Origin of the sequence: Crenobacter cavernae (assembly GCF_003355495.1) — a bacterium.
GTDB classification, from domain to species: Bacteria; Pseudomonadota; Gammaproteobacteria; order Burkholderiales; family Chromobacteriaceae; genus Crenobacter; species Crenobacter cavernae.
This window is the reverse complement of sequence record NZ_CP031337.1, coordinates 1,292,158-1,310,292: the sequence shown is the minus strand read 5'-3', so window position 1 is coordinate 1,310,292 and position 18,135 is coordinate 1,292,158. Positions and strand designations below refer to the sequence as shown.

Sequence of the window (18,135 nt, the reverse complement as noted above, 5' to 3'; positions counted from 1 at the left end):
ATCAGTTGGGCGGGGTCGGCGCTTGTTGCGTCTGCTGCTGCATCAGGAACTGGGCCTCGTTGGGGACGGCGGGGTTGCCCGCCGTATCGGCGACCGATTGCGGCGCGGGCCGGGACGGCAGCGCGGCCAGTCCGGTCGACGGCGCTTTCTTGCGTTTGAGCGGCTGCACGACGGGGACGGCCGCCAGCGCGCCGTCCGCATCGAGCGCGGCGCTCGCTTCGTCGGCGGCGCTGGAGAGCGCCGGTTGCGCCCCATCCGGGCGATCGGGCACGGCGGGCGACAGCGTCGGATGGACGTCGGCGCCGGTCGGCGCCAAGGACTCGGGCGCGTCGAGCTCGGGGCTGGCGGCCGCCACCACCTCGCTGCGCGGCAACACCGGGTGGCCGAGCCGGCTCGCGAGCTGCCAGCCGAACAGCGCGGTCGCGCCGGCCAGCAACAGCAGGGACAGCAGCCAGAAGGTCAGCCGGCGCAATGCGGGATGACGTGCCGCCGGCGGCTCAAAATAGATCAGCCGGCCGCAGTGCGGGCATTGCGCGATACCGCTCGACGGCAGGGGCTGGTGACAATCGGGACAGTCGCTTGAATGTGCGGAAGAACGGGCGGTCGGGCTCTTTGCGTGGGGGGAGGAATGCGCGGCATCGATCATATCGTTTCACCTGCATACATCGGAAAAGCGGGGCGCCGTAGCGCCCCTACTCCAGCTTAGAGCGTGCGCTGCGGCTTTTCAGCGCCTTTGTCGCCCGGCAAGCAAAAAAGGCCGGCGCAGGCCGACCCAGAGTTGCGTTTTGCATAAAAAATCGCGATTTTCCTGCCGGGGCAGCTCACGGAACGCCAGCGGGATCACGCGGCTCCGGCTCAGGAACCGATCATGCCGTCCTCCGGCTAGGCCGAGATCGCCTTCGGCTGGTCCGGGTCGGAACGCTCGGACTCGGGCTCGCCCGGCGGATCTCCGTGATAGTGCGGGCCTCGCGGGCCGAAACCGGCACACCGTACGGCGATTCGATGACAGTAGCGTCACGAAACATGGCAAAAGAATGAAACATCCCGGACCTCGAGGAGTCGATAGTGACAGAAAGGCGTCCGCGACGACCGAGGCAGCTGAAGTAAGTAAGGCGTCGAGAACGAAAGGCGATCGACAGACCCGACTCGCGGTACGGGGAGGAAAAAGGACCGGTCTTACCGGTCCTTCGTTCTCAGCGGCAGGCCTGGAGCGGCACGCCGGGCAACAGCCGCGCCTGCAAGGCGGCGAGCTTGGCCTCGTTGTCCGGCGTCAGGCTGGCGAAGCGCAGCGTGGTGAAGCTTTGCGCCTTGCCGCGGCGTTCGGCGCGCGCGTCGGAGAAGCCGGCAGCCTTGAGCTTGGCCAGCAGCGCGTCGGCGCCTTGCTGCTTGGCGAACAGGCCGAGCGACAGCGCGCCCTGGAAGTCGCCGTCGCTGCTGACCGGGTAGTTGTCAAAGCCCTTGAGCTTGAGCTCGGCCGACAACGCGCGTGTCGCCTCCGAGCTGGCGCGTTTGGGCAGGTAGACCCAGAACTTGCCGCTGGCCGGTGCGGCCTCTCGCGCCGACTCGGCGCCCGACAGCTTCAAGGGGGCAAGGCCGGCGCGCACGCGCGACAGCTGCGCGCCGTCAAGTTCGCCCCATTGCTTGCATACGGCGGTTTTCTCCGCCTTCGGTGCCTCGGCCGGCTTGGCCTTGGGTGTCGAGGGTTCGACGGTCTTGGCGGCGCTGGCGACCGACGCCGTCGTGTCGACGCGCTTGGCGCCGTCGAGCGTAGCCGGCAATTCGCTTGCCGGCACGCCGGCGGGCAGCGCTTCGGCCAGCGGCATGTTCGTCCCGGCCGCCGGCGTGGCGTCGGCCTGCGTCTTCCAGCCGCCCGGCAGCAGCTTCACGCCCTGCGGGTTGACCTCCAGCGCGTGCAGCTCGCCCGGCGCGCGCTGGCTCAGCGTGCCCCACAAGGCCGCCAGCAGGTTCAACAGCAACACCAGCCCGAAAAACCATTTCATCGGCAATCCGCCACGCTCATCAGTCCCAGAAGCACCAGATTATCCACCAAGTCGGCCGGCCCGGTAAGGCAGTCGGCGAGCATGGGCGCGTCGCCGCCGCTGATCAACAAGCGAGGTGAAGGCCGGCCGGTCTGCTCGGCCAACCTTGATCGCATGCGTTCGACCGCGCCGGCGAGCGCGTCCCACACACCGGTGGCGAGCGCGTCGGGCGTGTTGTCGGGGAATTCATGCCACGCGCCGGGCTCGCGTTTGAGCTGCGCGGTGTTGTGAGATAGCGCGCCGAGCATCAGTCGCGCGCCGGGCAGGATGGCGCCGCCGAGGTAGTCGCCGTCGGCGGTCAGCGCCTCGACCGTCAGCGCAGTGCCGGCCAGCGCGATCACGAGATCGCTGCCCGGGTGCAGCGCGCGCGCGCCGAGCACGGCCAGCCAACGGTCGACACCCTGCTCGGCGACGTTGCGGTAGTAGTTGCGCACGCCGCCGCGCGCGGCCTCGCTCGTCACCCAGTGAATCGGGTGGCGGCTGGCCGCTTCGAGTCCGGCCTTGACCTGGGCGCCAGCGACGCACGCGCCCCACGCCTCGGTCACCGGATGCGTCGCCCAGCGCTCGGCCAGGCTTGGCAACTCGGCGTGCAGCAAGGCGCCTTGCTCTACGATTCGGCCTTGTTCGCACAGCGCCCACTTCACACGCGAATTGCCGGCGTCGATCAACAGTTTCACGAGACGGGCCTCAGGCTCAGTTCGCCGGCGAACAGCGCACGTGCGCCGGCGTCGGTATCGATCAGCAGCGCGCCGCGTTCGTCGACGCCGGCGAACAGTCCTTCGATCGGCTCGCCCTGCGCCGGCGACAGCCGCACGGCCTGGCCGAGGTAGGCGGCGTAGCGCTGCCACTCTTCGCGGAAGGCGGCGAAGCCATGCTCGGAAAAATCGGTGAGCACGCATGCGAGTTCGTTAAGCAGCTCGGCCAACAAGGCGTTGCGGCCTATCTTCACCCCCGCTTCGGCCAGACCGGCGACCGGCTGGCCGACGTCGCCCGGCGCGGCCAGGTTGATGCCAACGCCGACGACGACCGCCGCCGGGCCCTGCACCTCGCCCGACAGCTCGATCAGCACGCCGGACAGCTTCTTGCCGGACAGCAAGACGTCGTTCGGCCATTTCAGTTCGACCGGCGCGCCGAGGCGTTCGAGCACGCGCGCGAGCGCGACGCCGACGGCGAGCGAAAGGCCGGACAGCTCGGCCAGGCCCTTGTCGAAGCGCCACAGCAAGGAGAACGCCAGCGCGCCGCCGAGCCGCATCCGCCATGGCCGGCCGAGCCTTCCACGGCCGGCGTCCTGCCATTCGGCGGCGAGTACCAGGCCATGCGGCGCGCTGTCTGAGCGATGCATCAGCTGCGTGTTGGTCGAATCGATGCGCTCGGCCAGCGCGAGCGTGAACGTCTCGGCGGCAGGGCCGGAAAGGTGTTCGCGCACCGCGGCGACGTCGAGCCACTCGATAAGCTCGGGCAGCTTGTAGCCCTGGCCGCGCACCTTGAACACCGTCAGGCCGAAGTCCGCCTCGGCGTCGCGGATCGCCTGCCACACCAGCGTGCGCGAGCAGCCGAGTGCACGCGCGATGTCCTCGCCCGAGTGGAAGCGGCCGTCGGCCAGCGCCCTCAGCGCGGCGAAGGCGTGCGCGTCGCTCATTCCTTGCCTTCGCCGGCGCGGATCTTCTTCAAGGTCGCGGTGGTCGAGGTATCGAACAGGAAGGGAATCGAGTGGACCTGGCCGCCGCGTGCGAGCGTCTCGGCGCTGCCGACGATGTTGTCTATCGTCCAGTCGCCGCCCTTGACCAGCACGTCGGGCTTCACCGCCTCGATCAGCCTGGCCGGCGTGTCGTCGTCGAACCAGGTGACGAGCGCGACCGATTCGAGCGCGGCGAGCACCGCCGCGCGGTTGCCCTGCGGGTTGATCGGCCGGTCAATGCCCTTGCCCTGGCGCCTGACCGAAGCGTCGGTGTTGACCGCGACGATCAGGCTCGCGCCCAAGGCCGCGGCCTGCGCCAGGTAGGTCACGTGGCCGCGGTGCAGGATGTCGAAGCAGCCGTTGGTGAAGACGATCGGGCGCTGCAGCTCGGCCAACCTTTGTTCAAGGTCTTCCGGCGCGCACACCTTGCCCTCAAACCGCGGCGTCGGGTAGGGCGCCATCGCCGGCTTCCTTGAGGTTGGTCACGATCTGCTTGCGGTAGCGGTTCAGCGCGGTGATGGTTTCCAGCGGCTGCTCGAACAGGATGGTCAGGTTGCGCAGGATGCCGCCGACGACGCGCGCCTCCCAGTCCTCGTCGAACTTGATCTTGCTGGTCAGCCAGTCTTCAAGCCAGTCCGGGTCGGGCAGGCGCGACTGGATGGTGTCGTTCGGGAACAAGGCCTCGTTGACGTGCAGGTTGGTCGGGTGCAGCGGCTTGCCCGAGCGCGCGCTCGACGCCATCAACAGGCCGATCTTGGCGAAGGCGGCGCGCGCCTCGTCGCCGTAGTTGCCGATCGCCTTCTTCATGTACTTCAGGTAGGCGCCGCCGTGGCGCGCTTCGTCCTGCGACAGGTGCTTGTAGATGCTCTTGATCACCGGCTCGGTGTGCCATTCGCTGGCGCAGCGGTACCACTGCGTCAGGCGCACTTCGCCGCAGAAGTGCAGCATCAGCGTTTCGAGCGGCGGCGCCGGGTCGAACTCGAAGCGCACCGCGTGCAGCTCTTCTTCGGTCGGACACAGGTCCGGACGGAAGCGGCGCAGGTACTCCATCAGCACCAGCGAGTGCTTCTGCTCTTCGTAGAACCAGATCGACATGAAGGCCGAGAAGTCCGAGTCGTGCTGGTTGTCGCGCAGGAACATCTCGGTCGCCGGCAGCGCCGACCACTCGGTGATCGCGTTCATCTTGATCGTCTGGGCCTGCTCGTCGGAGAGCTTGTCCCCCGCGAACGTGTCCCAGGGAATATCGTCGGCCATGTTCCAGCGGGCTTTCTCGAGCTGGGCGTACAGTTCGGGGTACAGCATGATGGGTTCATCCTTTGTCAACACAGGCCGGTATTGTAAGACACCCGAACAAAGACGGCACGCGGCAGCGCGATTGTCACGCTTTTGCCACAGTCCCGTTACCTGGCCGTCATCGGCCGCCACGGCCCGTCGCCGCACGATCTACGCCGTCGGCATCAGGGCGGACCCTGATGGCTCGCGCATCTGGGCGATAATGGACGCTGGAAATATTTTTCGGCCCAACTGGTAATACCAGTCGAACCGGTCTAACTTGTAATCACGCTCAAGGCACAGACAGACATGTTCACTTCATCGAAACTCGGCGACGTCGCCGCCCGCTCCATCCTCGACGCCATCAAGCAAGGCCTATGGCAGCCGGGGGACATGCTGCCGTCGCAGCGCGACCTGGCGGACCAGCTCGGCATCAGCCGCCCTCCGCTGCGCGAAGCGGTCTCGGTACTGGTCGCGCTGGGCGTGCTGCGCTCGCACCCGGGCAAAGGCGTGTTCGTCGTCAGCGCCGAGCCGCCCGCCGCCGCCGTAGCAGCGGTACCGACGGCGCGCCCGGAAGACGTGTTCCAGCTCAGGCTCGCGCTCGAACCCTTCGTCGTCGGGCTGGTCGCGCAGTCGATCAGCGCCGACGAAATGATGCAGCTCAGGCTCTCGGTACTCGACATGCGCGAGGCGCTCGACGCCGACGATCTCAAGGCGGCGGTCGAGGCCGACATCCAGTTCCACCGCCAGCTGATCGGCTTCTCGCGCAACCCGGTGTTCAAGCAGGTGATGGAACAGGCGACCGAGGCGATCGGCCACGCGCGCGACATCATGCTGGAGCGCCCGCAGGGCATGCGCGAGGCGCTGGCCGAGCACGAGGCGATCCTGCGCGCGATCAAGGCGCACGACAGTGCCGCCGCCAGCGCGACGATGCAGCAACACATTCTGAACGCCGGTGAACGTCTCGACGTACGCATCCGCACCGCCACGCCGGTTCCGCCGGCGGACGGGACCTCCTGAAGCCGAAGAGAAGGAGCGCCACCGACCACCCTGCCCGTACCTCAACCCCGATAGCCTCACCTGCACGACCTAGCAAGCAAAACAATAAAGACACCATCGTCACCTTGGAGAAACCAGAGGAAACCATGCTGCAACTTGCCAAAAAATCGCTCTTCGTCCAGGTCATGATCGGCCTGGCCCTCGGCATCGCGGTCGGGATGTTTTTCCCGACCGAGGCGCAAACGCTCAAACCCCTCGGCGACGGCTTCATCAAACTGATCAAAATGCTGATCGCGCCCATCGTGTTCTGCGTCGTCGTCAGCGGCATCACCGGTGCCGGCGACCTGAAAAAGGTCGGCCGAGTCGGCTTCAAGGCCATCGTCTACTTCGAGATCGTCACGACGTTCGCGCTCGTGCTCGGCCTGTTCCTCGCCTACCAGAGCGGCATCGGCGACGGCATGAACGTCGACCCGAAAGGCCTCGACGCGAGCGCGATGGCGGCCTATACGGAGCGCGTGCATGGTCTGCAGAGCACCGGCCCGGTCGCCTTCCTGATGAACCTGATCCCGAGCACCGCGATGGACGCGTTCGCCAAGGGCGACATCCTGCAGGTTCTGGTTTTCTCGATCCTGTTCGGCAGCGCGCTCAATATGGTGCGCGACTCGGCCGGCACCGTGATCCGCTTCATCCACGAAGCCGGCCACGTGCTGTTCCGCATCATGGGCATCATCGTGCGCCTCGCGCCGATCGGCGTGTTCGGCGCGATCGCCTTCACCATCGCCAAGTACGGCGTCGGCTCGCTGCAACAGCTTGGTGGCCTCGTGCTGATGTTCTACGTCACCTGCGCGATCTTCGTGCTCGGCGTGCTCGGCGGCATCCTGAAGCTGGTCAGCGGCCTGTCGATCTTCCAGTTCCTGCGCTACCTGCGTGAAGAGCTGTCGGTCGTGCTCGGCACCGCCTCGTCCGACGCCGTGCTGCCGCAGATCATGCGCAAGCTCGAGCACATGGGCATCAAGGACTCGACCGTCGGCCTCGTGATCCCGACCGGCTACTCGTTCAACCTCGACGGCTTCTCGATCTATCTCACCCTGGCCGCCGTGTTCATCGCACACGCGACCAACACCCCGCTGTCGATGATCGACCTGTTGACCATCCTCGCGGTGTCGCTGGTCACCTCGAAAGGCGCACACGGCATCCCGGGCTCGGCGATCGTGATCCTCGCCGCGACGCTGTCGGCGATCCCGGCCATCCCGGTGATCGGCCTGGTGCTGGTGCTGTCTGTCGACTGGTTCATGGGCATCGCGCGCGCGCTGACCAACCTGATCGGCAACTGCGTCGCCACCGTCGTCGTCGCCCGCTGGGAAAAAGACATCAACCTCGAGCGCGCCCGCAATGTGATTGGCGGCAAAGAGGGCTTCGAATTCGCCGGCACCAAGACCGCCGCCGACACCACGCCGGCCATCTGATCCGGTTCGATTTCCCTTCAGTATTTCCCACGTAGTCCTTTACCCCTTCGCGCCGCTCCGCCGGCCGGAGGGGCTCTTTTTTTTTCCCGCGTCGACGCCCCCTGCTCCCCACCGAGCCATTCGGCTCCCGCCACGACTTTCTTTCCCATCTAAGTAAATCTGCTTATTTAACAAGTCACTATCCGCTTCTATGGTGTATGAGTTGCAGCATTTAATGCTTTAAGCATGACGTTGCAGCCGACGCAAGCGAACGCTATCAAGCCACTTTTTTCATCGCAGGAGGAAGTCATGGCAGGTCTGTTCATCGTTTCGTACCAGATCGGCGACGCCAAACCGGGCGCGCCACTGTTTCACGTCAACCTGTCGGTCAACACCGTCGACAGGAGCGTCGGCGGTTCCGGCCAGGTCACCCAAGCGACCAATCCGCCGCTGAACATCCACGTCTCGGCACTGCACGGCGAGTACAACTATCTGACCGTACAGCCGAACGAAAGCCATATCCTCGTCGTCGCCAAGGGTGAAGTCGCGCACAACTTCCCGCCGCCGGCGATCGGCACCGCCCTCCTGCCGGTCGAACTGCGCCTGGTGCTCAGCCACGACTGGAAAACAGGCACCGCCTACTACAAGTATCCGAATGTGGAAGGCAAACAAGTCACCGTCGAGAATGCGCCGGTGAAGGCTGTCACTCCGGAATTGCTGACCCCGTGATGGCCTCCCGCTTCCGGCTTATCGGAAGCCGCAGCGGCAAGCAAACCGGCCCACTGGGCCGGTTTGGCTTTTCTGAGGACGCAGGATTTGGTGAAGACAAGGGAAGAGAGCGAAGGGAAATTACATATCAAGGCTCGGCCAACATTAGCCTTTTAGATAGCGCCGGAATCGAAACCGCGGCTCCAGGAGCAGAGCGGAGAACACGGGCTAGGCCGCGCGGGAGAGGGGCGTCGGCACCCGCCAGCTTGGCCGAGCCGGGCGCGGCAGCGACGCGGGGGCGCGCCGTAACGCAGCAAACCCCCGTGCCAGGGGCACGGGGGTTGCGTAAGGGGCGTCTGGCGGTGACCTACTTTCACACAGGTATCTGCACTATCATCGGCGCTGAGGCGTTTCACGGTCCTGTTCGGGATGGGAAGGGGTGGGACCACCTCGCTATGGCCGCCAGACATAAACTGTCAACAAACTTAGTAAGCCGAAGCGTGCCCCCGAGGGGTCACGGTTCAATCAAATTCTTGGGTGACGATCGTCTCTCGTCGCAGTCACAACACTCTTAAAGTGTCTCAAATGATAGGATCAAGCCTCACGAGCAATTAGTATCGGTTAGCTTCACGCCTCACAGCGCTTCCACACCCGACCTATCAACGTCCTGGTCTCGAACGACTCTTCAGGGAGGTCAAGCCTCCAGGGAAGTCTCATCTTCAGGCGAGTTTCCCGCTTAGATGCTTTCAGCGGTTATCTCTTCCGAACTTAGCTACCCGGCGATGCCACTGGCGTGACAACCGGTACACCAGAGGTTCGTCCACTCCGGTCCTCTCGTACTAGGAGCAGCCCCCGTCAAACTTCCAACGCCCACTGCAGATAGGGACCAAACTGTCTCACGACGTTTTAAACCCAGCTCACGTACCACTTTAAATGGCGAACAGCCATACCCTTGGGACCGGCTACAGCCCCAGGATGTGATGAGCCGACATCGAGGTGCCAAACTCCGCCGTCGATGTGAACTCTTGGGCGGAATCAGCCTGTTATCCCCGGAGTACCTTTTATCCGTTGAGCGATGGCCCTTCCATACAGAACCACCGGATCACTATGTCCTGCTTTCGCACCTGCTCGACTTGTCGGTCTCGCAGTTAAGCTACCTTATGCCATTGCACTATCAGCACGATTTCCGACCGTACCTAGGTAACCTTCGAACTCCTCCGTTACACTTTGGGAGGAGACCGCCCCAGTCAAACTGCCTACCATGCACTGTCCCCGATCCGGATCACGGACCAAGGTTAGAACCTCAAACACACCAGGGTGGTATTTCAAGGATGGCTCCACGCAAACTGGCGTCTGCGCTTCATAGCCTCCCACCTATCCTACACAAGTCTGTTCAAAGTCCAATGCAAAGCTACAGTAAAGGTTCACGGGGTCTTTCCGTCTAGCAGCGGGTAGATTGCATCTTCACAAACACTTCAACTTCGCTGAGTCTCAGGAGGAGACAGTGTGGCCATCGTTACGCCATTCGTGCGGGTCGGAACTTACCCGACAAGGAATTTCGCTACCTTAGGACCGTTATAGTTACGGCCGCCGTTTACTGGGGCTTCGATCCAGAGCTTGCACCCCTTCACTTAACCTTCCAGCACCGGGCAGGCGTCACACCGTATACGTCCACTTTCGTGTTGGCACAGTGCTGTGTTTTTAATAAACAGTCGCAGCCACCGATTCTCTGCGACCCCTTCGCGCTTCGTGAGCAAGTCACTACACGCTACAGGGGCATACCTTCTCCCGAAGTTACGGTATCAATTTGCCGAGTTCCTTCTCCTGAGTTCTCTCAAGCGCCTTAGAATTCTCATCCTGCCCACCTGTGTCGGTTTGCGGTACGGTTCTCGTATAGCTGAAGCTTAGTGGCTTTTCCTGGAAGCGTGGTATCAGTCACTTCAGGTCCGTAGACCCTCGTTATCACGTCTCGGCCTTAAGGAGAGGCGGATTTGCCTACCTCTCCAGCCTACCGGCTTGAACGACCTATTCCAACAGGCCGCTGACCTAACCTTCTCCGTCCCCACATCGCACTATACGAAAGTACGGGAATTTTAACCCGTTTCCCATCGACTACGCTTTTCAGCCTCGCCTTAGGGGCCGACTCACCCTACGCCGATGAACGTTGCGTAGGAAACCTTGGGCTTTCGGCGAGCGGGCTTTTCACCCGCTTTATCGCTACTCATGTCAGCATTCGCACTTCTGATACCTCCAGCAGCCTTTACAAGCCACCTTCACAGGCCTACAGAACGCTCCCCTACCATCTAGACGACACTGACGACGTCTAGATCCGCAGCTTCGGTTATCAGTTTGAGCCCCGTTACATCTTCCGCGCAGGACGACTCGACTAGTGAGCTATTACGCTTTCTTTAAATGATGGCTGCTTCTAAGCCAACATCCTAGCTGTCTAGGCCTTCCCACCTCGTTTACCACTTAACTGATCATTTGGGACCTTAGCTGGCGGTCTGGGTTGTTTCCCTCTTGACGATGGACGTTAGCACCCACCGTCTGTCTCCCATGCTCGCACTTTCCGGTATTCTTAGTTTGCCATGGTTTGGTAAGTCGCAATGACCCCCTAGCCATAACAGTGCTTTACCCCCGGAAGTGATACATGAGGCACTACCTAAATAGTTTTCGGGGAGAACCAGCTATCTCCGAGTTTGTTTAGCCTTTCACCCCTATCCACAGCTCATCCCCTAATTTTGCAACATTAGTGGGTTCGGACCTCCAGTGCGTGTTACCGCACCTTCATCCTGGCCATGGATAGATCACTCGGTTTCGGGTCTACGCCCAGCAACTGAATCGCCCTATTCGGACTCGGTTTCCCTACGCCTCCCCTATTCGGTTAAGCTTGCTACTGAACGTAAGTCGCTGACCCATTATACAAAAGGTACGCAGTCACCCCATTTTTCAAGGGCTCCCACTGTTTGTATGCATCCGGTTTCAGGATCTATTTCACTCCCCTCCCGGGGTTCTTTTCGCCTTTCCCTCACGGTACTGGTTCACTATCGGTCGATCACGAGTATTTAGCCTTGGAGGATGGTCCCCCCATCTTCAGACAGGATTTCGCGTGTCCCGCCCTACTTCTCGTACGCTTAGTACCAGTAAACTGTTTTCGGATACGGGGCTATCACCCACTATGGCGGCTCTTTCCAGGGCCTTCTCCTAACACTCTACTTATCACGTACTGGCTGTTCCGCATTCGCTCGCCACTACTAACGGAATCTCGGTTGATTTCTTTTCCTCCGGCTACTTAGATGTTTCAGTTCGCCGGGTTCGCTCCCTCTGCCCTATGTGTTCAGGCAGCGGTGACTCTTTCGAGCCGGGTTTCCCCATTCGGATATCGCGGGATCATAGCTCTATTGCCAGCTCCCCCGCGCTTTTCGCAGGCTTACACGTCCTTCATCGCCTGTGATCGCCAAGGCATCCACCAGATGCACTTAGTCGCTTGACCCTATCATTTCAGACACCTTACGATTTCTGAACTAATCGGTTGTGTTTGCGACGCGGCATGCTCCCCTTTTCAAAGAACACGCCGTTGATACAATCATCTACCCAAGTTGGCACTTCATCCGGCAAGGAATTAACCACGCCGTTTGTCGCGCCGCTTTGATTGATTTCGGCTTACAGTTTGTTAAAGATCGATGCGTTAATCACGCAAACGAAAGCTCACGCCAACCAGAATCCTCTGGCCATGCGCTTTCGTTTGCGGAATGATGGTGGAGGCAGACGGGATCGAACCGACGACCCCCTGCTTGCAAAGCAGGTGCTCTCCCAACTGAGCTATGCCCCCAACTAGAACTGGTGGGTCTGGTTGGACTCGAACCAACGACCCCCGCGTTATCAACACGGTGCTCTAACCAGCTGAGCTACAAACCCAGTTGCTACGCATCTTTAAGAACAACCGATAGGTTGTGAATTCCTGGCCTCAGCTATCTCTAGAAAGGAGGTGATCCAGCCGCAGGTTCCCCTACGGCTACCTTGTTACGACTTCACCCCAGTCATGAAGCATACCGTGGTAAGCGGCCTCCCGAAGGTTAGCCTACCCACTTCTGGTATCCCCCACTCCCATGGTGTGACGGGCGGTGTGTACAAGGCCCGGGAACGTATTCACCGCAGTATGCTGACCTGCGATTACTAGCGATTCCGACTTCATGCAGGCGAGTTGCAGCCTGCAATCCGGACTACGATCGGCTTTATGAGATTGGCTCCACCTCGCGGCTTGGCGACCCTCTGTACCGACCATTGTATGACGTGTGAAGCCCTAGCCATAAGGGCCATGAGGACTTGACGTCATCCCCACCTTCCTCCGGTTTGTCACCGGCAGTCTCGTTAAAGTGCCCAACTGAATGATGGCAATTAACGACAAGGGTTGCGCTCGTTGCGGGACTTAACCCAACATCTCACGACACGAGCTGACGACAGCCATGCAGCACCTGTGTCCCGGCTCCCTTGCGGGCACCCCCACCTTTCAGCAGGGTTCCGAGCATGTCAAGGCTAGGTAAGGTTCTTCGCGTTGCATCGAATTAATCCACATCATCCACCGCTTGTGCGGGCCCCCGTCAATTCCTTTGAGTTTTAACCTTGCGGCCGTACTCCCCAGGCGGTCGACTTCACGCGTTAGCTGCGTTACCAGGGATTTCAACCCCCAACAACTAGTCGACATCGTTTAGGGCGTGGACTACCAGGGTATCTAATCCTGTTTGCTCCCCACGCTTTCGTGCATGAGCGTCAGTGTCATCCCAGGGGGCTGCCTTCGCCATCGGTGTTCCTCCGCATCTCTACGCATTTCACTGCTACACGCGGAATTCCACCCCCCTCTGACGCACTCTAGCCGTGCAGTCTCCAATGCCGTTCCCAGGTTGAGCCCGGGGCTTTCACATCAGACTTACACAACCGCCTGCGCACGCTTTACGCCCAGTAATTCCGATTAACGCTTGCACCCTACGTATTACCGCGGCTGCTGGCACGTAGTTAGCCGGTGCTTATTCTTCAGGTACTGTCATCCCACACACGTATTAGGTGTGCGGATTTCCTCCCCGACAAAAGTCCTTTACAACCCGAAGGCCTTCTTCAGACACGCGGCATGGCTGGATCAGGCTTGCGCCCATTGTCCAAAATTCCCCACTGCTGCCTCCCGTAGGAGTCTGGGCCGTGTCTCAGTCCCAGTGTGGCGGATCATCCTCTCAGACCCGCTACTGATCGTCGCCTTGGTGGGCTCTTACCCCACCAACTAGCTAATCAGACGTCGGCCGCTCGAATAACGTGAGGCCGTTGCCGGTCCCCCACTTTCCCCCTCAGGGCGTATGCGGTATTAGCACTCCTTTCGAAGCGTTATCCCCCATTACTCGGTACGTTCCGACGCATTACTCACCCGTTCGCCACTCGTCAGCATCCCGAAGGACCTGCTACCGTTCGACTTGCATGTGTAAAGCATGCCGCCAGCGTTCAATCTGAGCCAGGATCAAACTCTTCAGTTCAAACCTAAGCTTATCGTACTTTCTGGTCCGCAAGGCTTGCGATCCGAAGATCGCTTGTCTTGCTGGTGCCAGTTTCTCGCCTCGGCCAGAAACTCACACCTATCGGTTGTTCATGTTCTTAAAGAGCGGCGCCGCTTTCGCTTCGTTGGTTGCGTCTGCAGCAGAGGAGGCGAACTATACCCAGCCCCGCCCAGACCGTCAACACCCGGAAACGGAAAAACTTCAATTTCCTGGCAGTTCTTAAAAACATAGACAGTAATACGTTGTTTTAAAACATATTACCCATATAGGGTAATTAATCGCTCCCACCAACACACCTCGGCCAACCTTATTCCCGCCGTTTGCAGAGCCCTGCCCTATTCCTGTCAAACCATCGGAATAAGCAGATAGCCGCCGCTCGAACGGCCTAACGTCGTCACCGCTACGCCCCGGCCCAGCTTGACCGAGCAGCGCGCTCGGTCAAGCTTTGAACACTCCTGCAACGCAAAACGCCCACCAAACGGTGGGCGTCGCTTGTCTCTCTCTATAGAACAGCGCCGCAAGGATCAGAGCACGTAGCGGGCGAGATCCTCGCGCTCGGCCAGCACTTCGAGCTTGCTATCGACGTAGGCACCGTCGATTTCCACTTTGCCGGCCGATGCATTAAACGAGACCTCCTCGAGCAGGCGCTCCATCACGGTATAGAGACGGCGCGCGCCGATGTTCTCGGTCTTGTTGTTCACCTGCCAGGCGACCTCGGCCAACCTCTGGATGCCCGAGTCGGCGAATTCGAGTTCGACGCCCTCGGTGGCCAACAGTGCCGCGTACTGGCGGGTCAGGCAGGCATCGGTGCGGGTGAGGATGGCCTTGAAGTCGTCGACCGACAGCGCGCCGAGCTCGACGCGGATCGGCAGGCGGCCCTGCAACTCGGGGATCAGGTCGGACGGCTTAGATAGCTGGAAGGCGCCCGAGGCGATGAACAGGATGTGGTCGGTCTTGACCATGCCGTACTTGGTCGACACGGTGGTGCCCTCGACCAGCGGCAAGAGGTCGCGCTGCACGCCGGCGCGCGACACGTCGGCGCCCTGCCCTTCACCGCGGCTGGTGACCTTGTCGATCTCGTCGAGGAAGACGATGCCGTTCTGCTCGACGTTGGTCAGCGCTTCCTGGCGCAGGTCGTCTTCGCTGACGAGCTTGGCCGCCTCTTCGTCGACGAGTAGCTTCAGCGCCTCGGCGATCTTCATCTTGCGCGCCTGCTTCTTGCCGGCGGCCAGGCCCTGGAACATAGCCTGCAGCTGGCTGGACAGTTCTTCCATGCCCTGCGGGCCCATGATCTGCATCGCCGGCGTCGCGGCGGCGACGTCGATCTCGATCTCCTTATCGTCGAGCGCACCCTCGCGCAGCATCTTGCGGAATTTCTGGCGGGTACCGCTTTCTTCGACCTTTTCTTCGGGCTGCGGCTCGCCGAAGAAGCCGGGCTTGTGCGGGCGCGGCAGCAGCACGTCGAGGATGCGCTCTTCTGCGGCACTCTCGGCGCGCGAACGGTTGCGTACGATCGCCGTGTCGCGCGCGTCCTTGATCGCGATCTCCATCAGGTCGCGGATGATCGAATCGACGTCTCGGCCGACGTAGCCGACCTCGGTGAACTTGGTCGCTTCCACTTTAATAAACGGCGCGTTGGCGAGCTTGGCCAGGCGGCGCGCGATCTCGGTCTTGCCGACGCCGGTCGGACCGATCATCAGGATGTTCTTCGGCGTGATCTCGCTGCGCAGCGGCTCCTCGACCTGCTGGCGGCGCCAGCGGTTGCGCAAGGCGATCGCGACCGCCTTCTTGGCCGCGTCCTGGCCGATGATGTGCTTGTTCAGCTCGTGAACGATTTCCTGCGGGGTCATTTGGCTCATGGTGGTCTTCCTCGTGCGTCGCCCGCTTTAGCCCAGCGTTTCGATCAGGTGGTTCTGGTTGGTGTAGATGCAGATGTCGCCGGCGATCTCGAGCGACTTCTTCACCACGACAGCCGGGTCGAACTCGGTGTTCTCGAACAGCGCACGCGCCGCGGCCTGTGCGAACGAACCGCCGGAGCCGATCGCGGCGATGCCGTACTCGGGCTCGAGCACGTCGCCGTTGCCGGTGATGATCAGCGTACTCTCGAGGTCGGCGACGATCAGCATCGCCTCGAGCCGGCGCAGCATGCGGTCGGTGCGCCAGTCCTTGGCCAGTTCGACCGCCGAGCGCACCAGGTGGCCCTGGTGTTTCTCGAGCTTGGCTTCGAAGCGCTCGAACAGCGTGAACGCGTCGGCGGTGCCGCCGGCGAAGCCCGCCAGCACCCTGTCGTGGTAGAGGCGGCGGATCTTGCGCGCGGTCGACTTGATCACGACGTTGCCGAGGGTGACCTGGCCGTCGCCGCCGAGCGCGACGCTGTTGCCGCGCCGCACCGACACGATGGTGGTTCCGTCAAATTGCTGCATGGTGTCTTCCTTCTGGCCGGCGCCCGGTGGCCGGCGATGCTCAGCATATGTAGGCGGCCGGGCCGAACTCAAGCTTGGGCGAACGTTTCATGCCCCCTGCCTTTGTCACTATTTATGCTATTAAATTTGGGTATTTATTCTTTCCCAATTTCAAATGGGAAACATTTGCATTATCATCCTGGCTTATGAATGAGAATCGCTTGCAAACCGTCACCTTCGGTGGCGTCCTCTTGGCCCACGTCGGCCTCGGCGCGCTGCTGGTGAGCCTGGCGCACGCCCGGGAGACGATCACGCCGCCCAAGGTCGAGAGCCTGACCATGGTCAGCGTCGCACCGTCGACGCCGGCCCCGACGCCGCCCGCGCCCGAGCCGGTCAAGAAGCCGGACCCGCGACCGACGCCGAAGGTGAAGACCCCGCCCAAACCGAACACCCCGAAGCTGCTGACCGCCAAGGCTCCCGTGCCTGCCGCGACCAAGACCTTCACCGCCCCGCCCGAACCGGCCCCGGCGCCTTCCGCGCCGCCAGCCGGCGCGACCAGCGGCGAGAAGGCCGACAAGCCGGCCGCGGTGACGCCGCCGACGCACAAGGGCGGCTATCTGAACAACCCGCGCCCCGCCTACCCGCCGCTGTCGGTCGAGCTCGGCGAAGAAGGCAAGGTGCTGCTGCGCGTGCACGTGAGCGTCGACGGCCGCGCCGAATCGGCCGACGTCGAGCGCTCGAGCGGCTTCCCGCGGCTCGACCGCGCGGCGCTGACCGCGGTGCGCGGCTGGCGTTTCGTGCCGGCCCGGCGCGGCGACGAGCCGATTGCCTTCACCTATACCGTTCCCTTGGACTTTTCGATTAAAAAGCAGACCCAGTCATGAACCTGTTGACCGTATTTAAGCAAGGCGACGCCGTCCTGATCACGGTGTTTCTCATCCTGATCGCCATGTCGGTGCTGACGTGGACCCTGATCATCAGCCGCGGCCTGCGCATCGCGCGCACCCGCCGTGACAACCGCGAGGCCGAGGCTGCGCTGTGGGATGCCAACAATTGGCAGAGCGCGCAGGCGCAGTTGGCCGAGCATCCGGCGCCGGTGGCCGCGCTGACCCGCGACGGCCTCGCCGCGATGAAGCACTACCGCGAACACGCCAGCGCGTCGCTCGGCCAGAGCTGCGACCTGAACGAGTTCCTGACCCGCGCGATCCGCCGCGGCCTGTCGCGCGAGACCGGCCGCCTCGAGACCGGCATGACGCTGTTGGCGTCGATCGGTTCGACCGCGCCGTTCATCGGCCTGTTCGGCACCGTGTGGGGCATCTACCACGCGCTGGTCAATATCGGCGCCGCCGGACAGGTGTCGATCGGCGCCGTGTCCGGCCCGATCGGCGAGGCGCTGATCGCGACCGCCGCCGGCCTCGCCGCCGCGATCCCCGCCGTGCTCGCCTACAACGCCTTCATCCGCATGAACCGCGTGATCGGCCAGGACCTCGACCACTTCGCGCACGACCTGCACGCGCAACTGTTGACCGAAGCGGGGGCGATCGATGGCGTTCGGTAGTTTCGACAAGGGCAGCGACGCCCCGATGGCCGAGATCAACACCACTCCGCTGGTCGACGTGATGCTGGTGCTGCTGGTGGTGTTCATCATCACCGCGCCGCTGTTGACCAACGCGGTCAAGGTCGACCTGCCGCAGGCGGCCGCCGCCGAATACAAGGAAGAGCCGAAGGCGATCCGCCTCGCGGTCCAGCCGGATGGTAGCTACTTCTGGAACGACGAACCCGTCACCCGTGACGCGCTCGCCGCGCGTTTCGCCGAAGCGGCCAAGGCCGACCCGCAGGTCGAACTGCACCTGAGGGCCGACAAGACCGCGCGCTACGAATTCGTCGCCGAGGCGATGGCCAGCGCGCAGCAGAACGGGGTGAGCCGCATCGGCTTCGTCACCGAGGCGCCGTAAGCCCGCCTCCACCCTCTGCATCACCCGGCTCGGCCAACCCCTCAAAGGTTGGCCGAGCTTCTGGAAACGCCTCCCCACCCAAGTTTTCGACGCTGGA

The 18,135-nt window shown here is 62.4% G+C and carries 14 protein-coding genes, 2 tRNA genes and 3 rRNA genes; 6 read left to right on the top strand and 13 right to left on the bottom strand.

The features are described from left to right. Window position 1: 1 nt before the first annotated feature. From DWG20_RS06340 to DWG20_RS06315, 6 genes are all read right to left on the bottom strand, one after another. Entirely contained in the window at window positions 2-646 is a 645-nt protein-coding gene (locus tag DWG20_RS06340) for a hypothetical protein (protein ID WP_147289925.1), read from the bottom strand. Between the two features lie 547 nt (window positions 647-1,193). Continuing rightward, window positions 1,194-2,000 (bottom strand): SPOR domain-containing protein, encoded by an 807-nt coding sequence (locus DWG20_RS06335; protein WP_115433017.1) that lies wholly within the window; start codon window positions 1,998-2,000, stop codon window positions 1,194-1,196. Further along, window positions 1,997-2,716: a type III pantothenate kinase gene (locus tag DWG20_RS06330; protein ID WP_115433016.1), complete on the bottom strand. Its 720-nt coding sequence runs from the start codon at window positions 2,714-2,716 to the stop codon at window positions 1,997-1,999. Before DWG20_RS06330 ends, DWG20_RS06335 begins: the two co-directional genes overlap by 4 nt. Continuing rightward, entirely contained in the window at window positions 2,713-3,678 is a 966-nt protein-coding gene (locus DWG20_RS06325) for a biotin--[acetyl-CoA-carboxylase] ligase (RefSeq protein ID WP_115433015.1), read from the bottom strand. Before DWG20_RS06325 ends, DWG20_RS06330 begins: the two co-directional genes overlap by 4 nt. After that, a complete protein-coding gene (gene rfaE2 / locus DWG20_RS06320) occupies window positions 3,675-4,178 on the bottom strand; it encodes a D-glycero-beta-D-manno-heptose 1-phosphate adenylyltransferase (protein ID WP_115433014.1) in 504 nt (167 codons plus the stop codon). The genes DWG20_RS06325 and rfaE2 overlap by 4 nt, the downstream gene beginning before the upstream one ends. Further along, window positions 4,150-5,019 (bottom strand): ferritin family protein, encoded by an 870-nt coding sequence (locus DWG20_RS06315; RefSeq protein WP_115433013.1) that lies wholly within the window; start codon window positions 5,017-5,019, stop codon window positions 4,150-4,152. Before DWG20_RS06315 ends, rfaE2 begins: the two co-directional genes overlap by 29 nt. Before the next feature lie 279 nt (window positions 5,020-5,298). On the opposite strand from DWG20_RS06315, the gene DWG20_RS06310 reads away from it, so the two are divergent. The 3 genes from DWG20_RS06310 (at window position 5,299) to DWG20_RS06300 (ending at window position 8,162) form a co-directional block, all read left to right on the top strand. Then, window positions 5,299-6,009, top strand: a complete 711-nt coding sequence (locus DWG20_RS06310) for a FadR/GntR family transcriptional regulator (RefSeq protein ID WP_115433012.1) — start codon at window positions 5,299-5,301, stop codon at window positions 6,007-6,009. Between the two features lie 125 nt (window positions 6,010-6,134). Further along, window positions 6,135-7,454, top strand: a complete 1,320-nt coding sequence (locus DWG20_RS06305; protein ID WP_115433011.1) for a C4-dicarboxylate transporter DctA — start codon at window positions 6,135-6,137, stop codon at window positions 7,452-7,454. Between the two features lie 288 nt (window positions 7,455-7,742). Then, window positions 7,743-8,162: a DUF1842 domain-containing protein gene (locus DWG20_RS06300; protein ID WP_115433010.1), complete on the top strand. Its 420-nt coding sequence runs from the start codon at window positions 7,743-7,745 to the stop codon at window positions 8,160-8,162. A gap of 333 nt (window positions 8,163-8,495) precedes the next feature. Here the strand turns inward: DWG20_RS06300 and rrf are convergent. The 7 genes from rrf to hslV all read right to left on the bottom strand — a co-directional run bounded on the left by rrf (window position 8,496) and on the right by hslV (window position 16,104). Beyond that, window positions 8,496-8,608, bottom strand: a 5S ribosomal RNA gene (rrf, locus tag DWG20_RS06295). 123 nt (window positions 8,609-8,731) lie between these two features. Next, a 23S ribosomal RNA gene (locus DWG20_RS06290) occupies window positions 8,732-11,634 on the bottom strand. 263 nt (window positions 11,635-11,897) lie between these two features. After that, window positions 11,898-11,973: transfer RNA gene (locus tag DWG20_RS06285), tRNA-Ala, on the bottom strand. A gap of 9 nt (window positions 11,974-11,982) precedes the next feature. After that, window positions 11,983-12,059: transfer RNA gene (locus DWG20_RS06280), tRNA-Ile, on the bottom strand. A gap of 63 nt (window positions 12,060-12,122) precedes the next feature. Continuing rightward, window positions 12,123-13,660 (bottom strand): 16S ribosomal RNA (locus DWG20_RS06275). The 16S, 23S and 5S rRNA genes sit together here with 2 tRNA genes alongside, the layout of an rRNA operon. A 545-nt stretch (window positions 13,661-14,205) precedes the next feature. After that, window positions 14,206-15,540 carry an ATP-dependent protease ATPase subunit HslU gene (gene hslU, locus DWG20_RS06270; protein WP_115433009.1) on the bottom strand — a complete coding sequence of 445 codons (1,335 nt, stop codon included), beginning with the start codon at window positions 15,538-15,540 and terminating at the stop codon, window positions 14,206-14,208. A 27-nt stretch (window positions 15,541-15,567) separates the two neighbouring features. Next, window positions 15,568-16,104 carry an ATP-dependent protease subunit HslV gene (gene hslV, locus DWG20_RS06265; RefSeq protein ID WP_115433008.1) on the bottom strand — a complete coding sequence of 179 codons (537 nt, stop codon included), beginning with the start codon at window positions 16,102-16,104 and terminating at the stop codon, window positions 15,568-15,570. Window positions 16,105-16,304: 200 nt separating this feature from the next. On the opposite strand from hslV, the gene DWG20_RS16115 reads away from it, so the two are divergent. From DWG20_RS16115 to DWG20_RS06250, 3 genes are read left to right on the top strand one after another with little or no spacing between them, the layout of a single operon-like run. Continuing rightward, the gene (locus DWG20_RS16115; protein WP_220272026.1) at window positions 16,305-16,967 is read left to right on the top strand and encodes an energy transducer TonB; all 663 of its coding nucleotides are present in this window, start codon (window positions 16,305-16,307) and stop codon (window positions 16,965-16,967) included. After that, window positions 16,964-17,641, top strand: coding sequence for a MotA/TolQ/ExbB proton channel family protein (locus DWG20_RS06255; protein ID WP_115433007.1), 678 nt, complete (start codon window positions 16,964-16,966; stop codon window positions 17,639-17,641). The genes DWG20_RS16115 and DWG20_RS06255 overlap by 4 nt, the downstream gene beginning before the upstream one ends. Beyond that, entirely contained in the window at window positions 17,628-18,038 is a 411-nt protein-coding gene (locus DWG20_RS06250) for an ExbD/TolR family protein (protein WP_115433006.1), read from the top strand. Before DWG20_RS06255 ends, DWG20_RS06250 begins: the two co-directional genes overlap by 14 nt. Window positions 18,039-18,135: the final 97 nt, after the last annotated feature.